Source organism: Variovorax sp. 01T432 (assembly GCF_056398605.1).
In genome coordinates, this window is record NZ_JBFTPS010000065.1 from 1 (window position 1) to 11,421 (window position 11,421).

Annotated in this window: 7 protein-coding genes and 2 pseudogenes; 5 read left to right on the forward strand and 4 right to left on the reverse strand. The window is 64.7% G+C overall.

What is annotated here, in order from left to right; translation table 11 throughout:
* Positions 1-131: 131 nt before the first annotated feature.
* The 4 genes and pseudogenes from AC1DNF_RS31060 to AC1DNF_RS31075 form a co-directional block, all read right to left on the reverse strand.
* Positions 132-1,013, reverse strand: a pseudogene (locus AC1DNF_RS31060) (IS110 family RNA-guided transposase); the annotation flags it as partial.
* Positions 1,014-1,075: 62 nt separating this feature from the next.
* Positions 1,076-2,326, reverse strand: coding sequence for a group II intron reverse transcriptase/maturase (ltrA, locus tag AC1DNF_RS31065; RefSeq protein WP_478152512.1), 1,251 nt, complete (start codon positions 2,324-2,326; stop codon positions 1,076-1,078).
* Between the two features lie 532 nt (positions 2,327-2,858).
* Positions 2,859-3,829, reverse strand: a pseudogene (locus tag AC1DNF_RS31070) (IS3 family transposase); the annotation flags it as partial.
* Positions 3,830-4,260: 431 nt separating this feature from the next.
* Positions 4,261-5,232 (reverse strand): tripartite tricarboxylate transporter substrate-binding protein, encoded by a 972-nt coding sequence (locus AC1DNF_RS31075; RefSeq protein WP_478152513.1) that lies wholly within the window; start codon positions 5,230-5,232, stop codon positions 4,261-4,263.
* A gap of 221 nt (positions 5,233-5,453) precedes the next feature.
* On the opposite strand from AC1DNF_RS31075, the gene AC1DNF_RS31080 reads away from it, so the two are divergent.
* From AC1DNF_RS31080 to AC1DNF_RS31100, 5 genes are read left to right on the forward strand one after another with little or no spacing between them, the layout of a single operon-like run.
* The gene (locus AC1DNF_RS31080; protein ID WP_478152514.1) at positions 5,454-6,848 is read left to right on the forward strand and encodes an MmgE/PrpD family protein; all 1,395 of its coding nucleotides are present in this window, start codon (positions 5,454-5,456) and stop codon (positions 6,846-6,848) included.
* A gap of 28 nt (positions 6,849-6,876) precedes the next feature.
* Positions 6,877-8,607: a thiamine pyrophosphate-requiring protein gene (locus AC1DNF_RS31085; RefSeq protein ID WP_478152515.1), complete on the forward strand. Its 1,731-nt coding sequence runs from the start codon at positions 6,877-6,879 to the stop codon at positions 8,605-8,607.
* A 39-nt stretch (positions 8,608-8,646) separates the two neighbouring features.
* Positions 8,647-9,630 carry a hydroxymethylglutaryl-CoA lyase gene (locus AC1DNF_RS31090; RefSeq protein ID WP_478152516.1) on the forward strand — a complete coding sequence of 328 codons (984 nt, stop codon included), beginning with the start codon at positions 8,647-8,649 and terminating at the stop codon, positions 9,628-9,630.
* A 29-nt stretch (positions 9,631-9,659) separates the two neighbouring features.
* Positions 9,660-10,868 (forward strand): acyl-CoA dehydrogenase family protein, encoded by a 1,209-nt coding sequence (locus tag AC1DNF_RS31095; RefSeq protein ID WP_478152517.1) that lies wholly within the window; start codon positions 9,660-9,662, stop codon positions 10,866-10,868.
* Between the two features lie 19 nt (positions 10,869-10,887).
* The gene (locus AC1DNF_RS31100; protein ID WP_478152518.1) at positions 10,888-11,412 is read left to right on the forward strand and encodes an FAS1-like dehydratase domain-containing protein; all 525 of its coding nucleotides are present in this window, start codon (positions 10,888-10,890) and stop codon (positions 11,410-11,412) included.
* Positions 11,413-11,421 lie beyond the last annotated feature (9 nt).

The following is an 11,421-nucleotide window of genomic DNA, read 5'->3' on the forward strand; positions in this document are numbered from 1 at the left end:
CTTCAAGAGCAAGAACCCGCAACCGCCCGCACTGCCCACCGCGGCCTGGATCAACCCGCCACAACAGGAATCAGCCACCCTCAAAAAGACGCAGCCCTGCACAGTAAATTCATGAAGCCGGGTGTAGCAAAGTCATTGACACGTTCCGCGCGATAGATCACCGACCGCGCACCGTGTATTAGCAAGGTGCGTAGGTAGCTATCGCCGCGCTTGCTCATGCCCAGTAGGTTCGACTTGCCTCCAGAGGAGTGCTGCCTGGGCACCAGACCCAGCCATGCTGCCAATTGCCGACCGCAGTCGAAGTTCTTCGCATCCCCGATGGAGGCTACCAATGCGCTCGCCGTGATCGGACCGATGCCAGGCACCTGAGCAAGCCTAGTGCTGAGATCGCTGGCGCGATGCCATGCCTGGATCTGGGCCTCCAACTCCTCGACTTGGCCGTCGAGTCCTTTGAGGTGGTCGAGCAGTCGCTGGACGAGCATGCGGAAGGCGCAAGGCAACTCGTTGTCGGCGTCTTCAATCAGTTCCGGGACACGCGAGGCGATGTAGCCGATGCCTTGGGGAATGATGAGACCGAACTCGCCGAGGAGACCACGGATCTGATTGGCCTGCGCCGTGCGCGCCTTCACGAAGCCCTGGCGCACCCGGTGCAACGCCAACACCGCCTGCTGCTCAACATTTTTGATCGGCACGAAGCGCATGTTCGGTCGACTGACAGCCTCGCAGATTGCCTCGGCGTCGGCTGCATCATTCTTGTTGGACTTGACGTAGGGCTTGACGAACTGTGGCGCCATCAAGCGCACGGTATGACCCATCGCCTGCAGCTTGCGCGCCCAGTGGTGCGCGCTACCGCAAGCCTCCATTCCGACAAGACACGGTGAGACGTTCACGAAGAACGTCGCCATCTGGTCCCGGCGCAGTTGCTTCTTCACGAGCACCTTGCCATGCTCGTCGATTCCGTGGACCTGGAACACGTTCTTCGCCAGGTCGATGCCAACAGTCGTAAGCCTCATGGTGGACGCCCCTCTCGGTTCAAGTGGTTGATCAACGTCGCCACTTTGGCACGTCGATGCCGTTACGGGTGGGGGCGTTCATCCCATTGCTTACGGAGTAACGTCGGCGCACGTTGGCGCACCGCTCGTAACCAATCCCAGGCGCGCATGAAGCGCCTACGCAGCTTCTTGTACTTGCGCTGTGCCCATCGCACCAGATCGTAGTCCAGCGTCTTGAGAGCTCTTTGCAAGATCGATGGATGGAAGAGTCCGTAATAGCGCACCCACCCCACGAGCACAGGCCGAATCCGCGCAAGCAGTTCGTCCAGGTCGGAGCGGTTGAGCCGCTGCAGGCCCCAGCCACGGATCTCGTGGCGCATGGCCTTGCCCGCTTTGTCACCGACGGCCGGCGAGAAGCTGGTGAACAGCTGCCCTCGCCGATTCATCGCCTGCCGGGGCTTGAAGGTATAGCCCAGGAAGTCGAACCGCCGAACATCGTGGTCACCACGCCGATTCGCATCGGCGCAGTACACGACGCGGGTCTTCTCGGGATGCATTTCCAGCCGACATGCGGCCAGCCGCTGCTCAAGCTCTGCCCTCAGGGCGTGGGCCTGTTCCTGGCTGTCGCAGTGGCAGATTACGTCATCCGCATACCGCTCGAACGGCACCTTGGGGTGGTGCCGCACCATCCATTGATCAAAGGCGTAGTGCAAGAACAGGTTGGCCAGCAGGGGGCTGATGACACCCCCCTGCGGCGTTCCCTGGTTGCGCTTCATCAGCATCCCATCGGGCATCAGCACGTCTGCCTTTAACCAGCGCTCGATGTAGAGCACCGCCCATCGGCAATCCGTATGCCGGCGCACAGCCTTCAGCAAGAGTTCGTGATCGATGTTGTCGAAGAACCCCTTGATGTCGAGATCAAGCACCCAGTCGTGGCGCCAGCACTGGCTGCGAGCAACGCGCAAGGCATCGTGTGCCGAGCGCCCTGGCCGGTAGCCATACGAGTTTGCACGGAACACCGGCTCCAGCAACGGTTCGAGCCGCCGCTGGACAACCATTTGTGCAATTCGGTCCGCCACCGTGGGAATGCCCAACGGCCGTGTCTTGCCATCACCCTTTGGTATATCAACGCGCTTGACCGGCGGCGGCACGTAGCTGCCCGAGGCCATACGATTCCAGATTCGATACAGGTTCTTGCTCAGATCCTGCTCGAACTTGGCGATCGTGACCCCGTCAACCCCGGCCGCACCGCGGTTGGCCTTCACGCGCTTGTACGCCTCCCACACCTCGCGCTTTGCGATTTCAAACGACTTTGCCTTGACCATGCGCGTCATCCCCTTGCAGGTTGTGCGCTCGGCCACGGCTGAACAACGACGCCCCTTCGGTCCAGCCCCATTACGGGACCTTCAACCCTACTACGAGCATCTCCGCCCCTGTGCCCCGCATCGGTACTCTGGCTCTTGCGAATGCTGTCCGCTTGAGCTTCTCCCTTAGCATCGGGACGACAGGTTCCTACGTTCCTTACCAAAGCCTGGATCAAGATCACGCCACCTTCATGCCGGAAGCCAGTTGGGCAGTAGACAGGTTCGCCCCCAACCTTACGCGCGGGATAGAGATCTGGATCCCGGTTTCGACTTCGGTTAAATACGTTTCGACACGTCATCAGCGGTTCACTTGCGTTCGTCTTCTCGATCCACACCTGACGGAGTTCGACTCCGCCTTTTCCATCAACGCTCACCACCTCGGCTCTTAACCGACGCAGCTTGAGGCGGTTTGAAGCCTGCTCCTGCAAGCCGACTCCGAGGGGCCCACCCTCATCTTTGGTAAAGCACCGCGACCGCTTGCGCGATCGCGTTCGTAGCACACAACCTCTTCGTATTTGATGGACCGCCAGATTCTTTCTACGAAGATGTTGTCCCTCCATGCCCCTCGGCCATCCATGCTGATTTGCACGCCGCGAGACTTCAGCGCGTTGGTGAACTCGTCGCTCGTGAACTGGCTGCCCTGGTCGGTGTTGAAGATCTCGGGCTTGCCGTACTTGTTGAAGGCCTCCTCGAGCGCCTCCACGCAGAACGAGGCGTCCATGCTGATCGATACCCGGTGCGACAGCACTCTCCGGCTTGCCCAGTCCACGATTGCGCACAGATAGACCCAGCCGCATGCCATCGGGATGTACGTTATATCGGTCGCCCAGACCTGGTTGGCACGCTCGATCTTCAGCCCGCGCAGCAGGTACGCATAGACCTTGTGGTTCGGGTGCCGTTTGCTCGTGTTGGGCTTGCGGTAAAGCGCCTCGATGCCCATGCGCTGCATCAACGTGGCCACGTGCCGGCGCCCGACTGCGAAGCCCTCGCGGTTGAGCATGTCGCGCAGCATCCGGCTGCCTGCGAAAGGGTGCGCCAGGTTGATCGCGTCGATGCGCTTCATCAGGCTCTAATCGGCCTGTGAGGCGCCGCGCGGCAGGTAGTACACGTTCCCTCGGCTGATGCCTACCAACTTCGCCTGGCGGGTGATCGGCAGGGCATGGTTGCGGTCAATCATCGCTTTGCGCTCAGCATGCCGGCCTTGGTGAGCGCGCCGGATAAAAAATCATTCTCCAGGGCGAGCTGACCGATCTTGGCGTGCAGCTCCTTGAGGTCAATCGTCGGGGGTGCCGACTCCGAACCGAACACGCTGGCGGCGCGTTCGAGCAACTGGTTCTTCCAATCGACGATCTGGTTGGGATGCACATCGTGCAGCTTGGCCAGTTCCGCCAGCGTCTTCTCGCCCTTGATGGCGTCCAGCGCCACCTTGGCCTTGAATAGCGGTGAGTGGTTCCTACGCGGTCTCTTGCTCATGGTCTTCCTGCTTTCTCGGGCCTCAGGCCCGGGGTAATGTCGCAGTTTGACCACTTATCGTTGTGTTCGGAATTCCGGCGCCACCTCTCGGCCACGGTCGATCTCTGCTCGCCAGGGTCGCATGTGGGAAACTGGTGCTACGTGCTTCGTATCCAAGCCGAATCTGGCGTCTTGCGACCATTCACCGTCTAACCAGTCACTTGACCGCCGCAAACACGGCCTGCACGACACTCCCTGTATCGGTTGGCGCTCACTGCATTCTTGGACCCGTGGCAGGGTGACGCCTCGCGCCGCCTCGCTGCTCCGGAACTCATTTAGCATTTTCCTGAGGTAAGCCATGCTGTTCTCCTGACCTGAGCAACGTCCCTTATGGCGCTGAACTCCACGCGCGCACCGAAGTGTTCACACAACGCTCCGGAAGGGGATGGCGCTCAGCGTTTGAAGCCGGACTGCTTGATCAGGGGACCCCAAAACGCAAGCAAGTCACGGACCTGCTTGTCGAGCTCCATGGCCCCGGCGAAGTCCGGCGCCACAGATGCCCGCACCAGCTTTTCGCGGAACTCCGGCTTCTGCAGCACCCGGCGCACAGCATCTTCCATGACAGCGCGCTCTGCCGTTGGCACTTTCGACGACGCCCACAGCGCCATGAACGACTCGCCCTGCACGACGTTGAAGCCCTGCTCCTGCATGGTCGGGATGTCCGGCGCGATGGGCCAGCGCTTTTTCGACATGAACCCCAGCGGGTGGACGCCCGCCCCCACGTACTTGAGCACTTCGCCGGGCGCCATGATGCCGACCATGGCCTGGTTGCCGAGCAGAGCCGTCTTCACCTCGGCGGCGCCCTTGAAAGGAACCACGGTCATGTCCACGCCGAACTCCTTCGACATCACGAGGCCCAGGAACTCAGTGATGCTCCCCGCGCCGGCGGAAGCAAACATGCGCATGTTCGGATCCTGCTTCGCCTTCGCCACGTAAGACTTGAGGTCGTTCACCCCGGCGGCGTTGCTGGCATAGAGCCCGAGCGGATAGGAGATCACGCGCGCAACAGGCGCCATGTCCGCGAGATAGTTGTAGCGCAGGCTGGCCTCGGGCAGCAGCAAGGTAGGAAAGATCGCCCAGCTGTCAGGCGAGAACAGGTAGGTGCTCCCGTCCGGCGGCGCAGCCTTGAGCTGTTCGGCCGCAATGCGCCCGCCTGCGCCGGCCTTGTTCTCCACCAGCACGGTGCGCTTCAGCGTCGTTTGCAGCTCCTCGGCCAGCATGCGGGCGACGGTGTCGCTCGTTCCCCCCGGGACGAATCCCACGAGGATGCGCAGTGGCTTCGTCGTCTCGGAATGAGCCGCAAGGGCCGCTCCAGCAAGTGCGACGGCGAGCATCAGCTTGTTCAACTTCCTGCGGATGACCATGGCGGTTTTCTCCATAAGAATGGCCCGATCTATTTTTAGACTGTGACTCGTTTACGCGGAGCAGCATCCTAACCAACTCCGGCGGGCGTTTCAACAAAAAAGAGTGAGCCGGGCGTGGATCGAGCTGTTCCGCGGGGGACGCGACGGCCGATATCCCACGAAACCCGTGACGTCATTAAATGAGTCATGCTATAAACTTAGCCCACACTCCAGACACATTCATGAAGGACTCGCAACAGCAACGGCCCGACCCGGTTGAGGCCAGCCTCACCCAGCGCTTCGCCGCTCACTGGTCTTGCGTGCGATTCGAAGACCTTTCGCCGCAGCTTGTCCATGAGGCCCGCCGTCGCGTGCTGGACACCATCGCCGCGGCCGTCGCGAGCACCGGTGCGGCCGAGTCCCGCTGCACTGCGGCGGCGGTCGCCCGTTTACAAGGCGGCGCACCGGGCACGGTCCGCCTGTGGGGTTCGGCGCAGTGCGCAAACCCGTCGCTGGCGGCGATGGCGAACGGCACCGCGGCGCATGCGCGGGAGCTGGACGATTTCGACGGCTGCGGACACACCGGTGCAGTCGTCATCCCGGCGGTCTGCAGCGTGGCGCAACAGCTGCGGGCCGACGGCCGGACCGTTATCGCGGCCACGCTGGCCGGCTACGACCTCGCGGGCCGGATGCTGGACGCCGCGGGCGGCTACCGACCGCACAACGGTCGCGGCTGGCACTCCACGGCCACCTGCGGCACCTTCGGGGCGGCTGCGGGCGCCGCCAGCGTCATGCAGCTGGACGCGCAGCGCTATGCCGCAGCACTCGGCATCGCGGGCACCTATGTGGGCGGCACCTGGGCCTTCATGGAAGACGGGGCGATGACCAAGCGCCTGCATCCGGGGAAGGCCGCTGAAACAGGCGTGACCGCCGCCTATCTCGCGCAGAGCGGGATGACTGGCCCGACCCGCATCCTCGAATCAAGTTGGGGCGGTTTCTTCCCCACCTATTGCGGCGAAAACGCGCGCCCCGAGCTCGTCGTGGACTCACTCGGCCAGCGAAACGCGATCACTGCCACAGGCATCAAACCGTATGCCTGCTGCCGGGGCTCGCATGCAGCGATTGATGCCCTGCTCCAGCTGATGCAGCGGCACGACCTGTGCAGCCGTGACATCGCAAGCCTGGTGGTGCACTGCGCCCCCCATACCGCTCGCCTGGTGGGCGGCCATCGTGTGGAGAGCGTTCTCGACGCGCAGATGAGCCTGCCCTACGCGCTGGCGGTGACGGCCTGCAGCGGAAACGCCGATCTGGCGCAGTTCGATCCGCCGCGAGCGGCTGAACCGGAGGTCGCCCGGTTGATGCAGGCCACCACCGTGCTCGCCGATCTGCCCGCGAATCACCCGCATGGTCCGAAGCTCGAAGTCTTCGCTGCCGAGGGCATCCTGCAGGCCCAGGTCGACGACGCGAAGGGCCACCCGAACAATCCTCTGCGCGACGACGAGCTGCACGCCAAGGCACGGTCGCTGATTGCGCCGGTCCTCGGTGCGGATCGTTTCGAGCGCGTCGCCGACACCGTGGCGAGGCTGGAAACCCTGGCCGACTTCAACGAACTTGCCGATCTGCTCGCCCCCGCGTGATCGCCCCGCCATCGCAATCCTCTCGACCATGCACACGACACAACCATCGCCCCCTGTCCCATCCGAAGTTTCCGTCGCGGAGCGCTACCTTGCGCTGCTCAAGGCGCGTGGCATCGACTTCTTCTACATCGGTTCGGGCACCGACACGGCGCCCATCGTCGAGGCCTACGCTCGGGCCAGCGAGTCGGGGCTGGAGTTCCCGGCACCCGTGATCGCCGTTCACGAAAACCTCGCCGTCGGCATGGCCCACGGCTACTACATGGTCACGGGGCGCCCCCAGGCCGTGATGCTGCACGTCACGGTCGGTGCCGCCAACGCCGTCTGCGCGCTCATGAATGCGGCGCGCAGCCAGGTGCCGATCTTCTTCACTGCCGGACGCACGCCGCTGTATGAATCGGGTGTGCTGGGCTCGCGCAACAGCCCGATTCACTGGGCGCAGGAGATGTACGACCAGGCCGGCATGGCACGCGAACTGGTCAAGTGGGACTACGAGCTGCGCGATGGCCGCAACCTCGAGGAAGTGGTGGACCGGGGACTCGCGCTATCGATGGCCCAGCCGCGCGGCCCGATTTACCTAACGCTGCCCCGTGAAGTGTTGGCCCAGCCCGCTGCCGCGGAGCGGAAGGTACCGCCGCAGCCGGCGCCTACCGTGCCTTACCCTGATCCAGGCGCGGTCGATCGGATCGCGCAAGCGATTGCCGCGGCGCAGTACCCGGTGATCGTCACCAGTTCGGCAGGCGCCGACACGGCGGCGGTGGATTTGCTGGAGCAGCTCACGCTGGACTTCGGCATCGGCGTGGCCGAGAGCATGGGCCACTTCGTGAACGTCCGCTCCGCGCACCCCTTGCACCTCGGTCACGAGCCTTCGGCGGCGGTGCGCCGCGCCGACATGCTGCTGGCGCTCGAAAGCGACGTGCCGTGGATCCCGTCGAAGGCAGAGCCCCGAACCGAGGCTTTCGTGGCGCACGTGGGCACCGACCCGCTGTTCAGCGGCCTGCCGCTGCGTGGCTTCCGCTCCGACCTCACGCTCACGGCGGCCACCGTGCCCTTCCTGCATGCATTGCGCCAAGCGCTGGAGCGCTGCGGCGCGTCCGCGAAAGCGGCAGCACGCCGCGACCGCATCGAAGCGGACGCAAAGGCATGGCGCACGTCGGTGCAGCAGCAATGGGCGGACGACCAGGCGCGCGGCGGCCCCATCACAAAAGCCTTCCTTTCGCGATGCATCGACGAAGTGCGTCCGGACGACTCGATCGTGGTCAGCGAGTACTCGATCCGTGCCGAGCACATGGATTTCTCCGAGCCCGGAACGTATTTCCTGAACTCCACCGCCGGTGGGCTCGGCTGGGGCTTTCCTGCCGCGCTCGGCGCGCAGCAGGCCGCGCCGCACAAGACAGTGATCGCCGTGCAGGGCGACGGCGCATACATCTTCAGCAACCCCGCCGCATGCCACCAGGCTGCTCAGATGCACGCGTTGCCGGTGCTGATGGTGGTGTTCAACAACGAACGCTGGCTCGCGGTGGAGCAGTCCACCGTGGCCGTGTACCCGCGCGGCGCCACTGCGGCGAGTGCGCGCGAACAGGGCTCGTCGCCCCTGTCGGCCTTGTCGCCGATGCCGGCTTTCGAGCAGTACGCCACCGCGTCCGGCGGCTATGGCGAGCGCGTCGAGCGCCGCGAAGACCTGGTGCCCGCGCTGCGCCGTGCACTGCACGCGGTGCAGGTGGAGCGCCGCCATGCCCTGTTGAACGTCTGCGGCGAATGACGCCGCGGCATCCCTTGTCTGACCTATGAGGAATACGCCATGAGTGACTTGCCCAAGTTCGTCCATTTGAAGGAAGAAGGCCCGCGCGAAGGGTTCCAGATCGAGAAGGGGCCGATCAGCACCGACCGCAAAGTCGAACTCATCGACGCCCTGTCCGGAACCGGCTTGCGCCAGATCGTCGTCTGCTCCTTCGTCAATCCGAAGGTGGTGCCGCAAATGGCCGACGCCGACGAGATCGTGCAGCGCATGAAGCGCGAGCCGGGCGTGAAGTACACCGGCGTGTGGCTGAACGAGAAAGGCCTGGAGCGCGCCAAGGCCACGGGCGTGCTGGACATCGCCGGCACCCTGGTGCTCACCGCCTCGGAGAGCTTCCTGAAGAGAAACCAGAACTCCAGCTTCGAGCACAACCTGGCCGAGACGCGCCGCATCGCCGCGAACTTCGCCGCCAGCAATATCCCGGTGACCACCGTCAGCATCGCATCGGCGTTCGGCTGCAACTTCGACGGTGACATCCCGCTGGACCGCGTGCTGGGCCTGCTCGAGTCGGCGTTCGTGATCGCGCGCGACTACGGGCTGGATCCGAGACGCATCAACTTGATGGACACCATGGGCTGGGCCACACCCTCGATGATCAAGCGGGTGGTCGGCGCCGTGCGCGAGCGCCATCCGTCCAGCGAGATCGGCCTGCACCTGCACGACACGCGCGGCATGGGCATCGCCAACGCCTACGCAGGGCTGGAGATGGGCGTCAGCAGCTTCGACGCCTGCATCGGCGGGCTCGGTGGCTGCCCGTTCGCCGGCAACAAGGGAGCGGCAGGGAACGTCTGCACGGAAGACCTGGTCTTCATGCTCGACGAGATGGGCATCGAGTCCGGCGTGGACCTGGACAAGCTGATCGACTGCGCCGTGCTGGCCGAAGACATCGTCGGCCAGCCGCTGCCTGGGCAGGTGAAGCTCGGCGGCAACCTCGCCCGCCTGCGAGAGCGCGCCGGCGCGGCACGCGCAACGGCCGCGGCCGCGTGACACCGACCCCAATACCTGAAAGACGAAGAATGAACGAGACCGAAACCGCGCCGCCGCAGTTCGAACTGCCCGAGGAAATCCTCGAGATCCGCAACATGGCACGGCGCATCGTGCGCGACGAGCTGATGCCGCTGGAGCAGCAGTACCTGGCCAGCGACTGGGCCACGTACGGCGCCGCCATGGAAAACCTGCGCGGCGTGTTCGACGCCAAGACCGTGGACCGCCTCGTCTCGATCTCGCGCGACACCGGCCTGTGGAACATGACCGTTCCGGAAAAGCACGGCGGCAGCGGCCTCGGGCTGCTGGCGCAGGTGGTCGTGAGCGAGGAGCTTCACTACTGCGCGGTGCCTTTCCCGATGGCGTCCGTTCCGAACATCCTGTACGAAGCCCGCGGCGAGCAGGTCGAGCGGCTGCTGCAGCCCGTGATCTCCGGCGAGAAGACCGCCTGCTTCGCCCAGACCGAGGCCGATGCCGGCTCCGACCCGGGCGGGATGATGAAGACGCGCGCAGTCCGCACCGACGGCGGCTGGCTGCTCAATGGCACGAAGATGTGGATCTCCAACGCCAGCAGCTCCGACCTGATGCAGGTGCAGGCCGTGACGGACCCCGAGAAGCGCCAGCGCGGCGGCATCACCATGTTCATCGTCGAGCGCGGCGCCACCGGGCTGACCATCGAGGAAGGCGGCTTGCGCACCTGGCTGGGCTCACGCTCCGCGCAATACGTCGTGCACTTCGACAACGTCTTCGTCCCCGACCACAACGTGCTGGGCGAGGTCGGCAATGGCTTCCGGCTGGGACAGCGCTGGCTCACCATCCACGACCGGCTCCTGCGCGCCCCGCAGGCGGTGGGCCGCATGCAGCGGGCACTCGACATGTCCGTGGAATGGTCCAAGCAGCGCGTCACCTTCGGCAAGCCGATCTCCGAACGGCAGGCCATCCAGTGGCGCCTCGTGGACATGCACATCGACATCGAGGCGCTGCGCGCCATGACCTATGCGGCGGCGGCCCGCGCCGATGCAGGCACCGATGTGCGGCATGAGGCCTCGCTGGTGAAGTTCTGCGCTGGCGAGTGGGGAGCGCGGGCGCTCGACCACGCCATCCAGATCCACGGCGCGATGGGCGAATCGCTCGACCTGCCGCTGACCGTGTTCTACCGGCTCTTGCGCCACATGCAGATCGGCGGCGGCACCAGCGAGATGCAGCGAATGCTCATCGCCCGCCACTTGCTGAAGGATTGACGCGTTTCAGGAACAAACGATGCCCTACATCACCGACGACATGCGCGCCCTCATCGGCGTGCCCGGGGAACTGCAGACCGCGCCCTACCCGCTTGGCCCCGACACGCTGCGCCGCTTCGTGCAGGCCGTGGGCGAACCCGACCCCATGCACTGGAACCCGCAGGCCGCGCGCGAGCGCGGACACGACACGCTGGTCTCCACGCCGCTGCACCCGCTGCACCTCTTCGTGCGCGCACCGGGAACCCCCGACCCCTTCGAGCGCTTCCGTGAGGACGCGGACTGGGACGGCATGGGCGGCACGATCAACCGCGGGCTGCCCAAGCTCGACCTGCCGTTCAAGCGGCTGCTCAATGGCGGCTACGCCTGCGAGTTCTATCGACTCGCCCGCCTGGGCGACACGATCAGCCGCCAGTCGCGCTACGTCGAGATGACCGAACGCGAGGGCTCTTCCGGCCCGATGGTCATCACCAAGATCGAGACGCTGTACACGAACCAGGACGGCCACAAGCTCGTGCGCATCGTGCACACCGAGATCGCCCGCTGAGGAGAAGAA

Bases quoted from the DNA above. Each gene is read 5' to 3' on its own strand.
- ltrA (WP_478152512.1), bottom strand. From the start codon at position 2,326: ATGACGCGCATGGTCAAGGCAAAGTCGTTTGAAATCGCAAAGCGCGAG.
- AC1DNF_RS31075 (WP_478152513.1), bottom strand. From the start codon at position 5,232: ATGGTCATCCGCAGGAAGTTGAACAAGCTGATGCTCGCCGTCGCACTT.
- AC1DNF_RS31080 (WP_478152514.1), top strand. From the start codon at position 5,454: ATGAAGGACTCGCAACAGCAACGGCCCGACCCGGTTGAGGCCAGCCTC.
- AC1DNF_RS31085 (WP_478152515.1), top strand. From the start codon at position 6,877: ATGCACACGACACAACCATCGCCCCCTGTCCCATCCGAAGTTTCCGTC.
- AC1DNF_RS31090 (WP_478152516.1), top strand. From the start codon at position 8,647: ATGAGTGACTTGCCCAAGTTCGTCCATTTGAAGGAAGAAGGCCCGCGC.
- AC1DNF_RS31095 (WP_478152517.1), top strand. From the start codon at position 9,660: ATGAACGAGACCGAAACCGCGCCGCCGCAGTTCGAACTGCCCGAGGAA.
- AC1DNF_RS31100 (WP_478152518.1), top strand. From the start codon at position 10,888: ATGCCCTACATCACCGACGACATGCGCGCCCTCATCGGCGTGCCCGGG.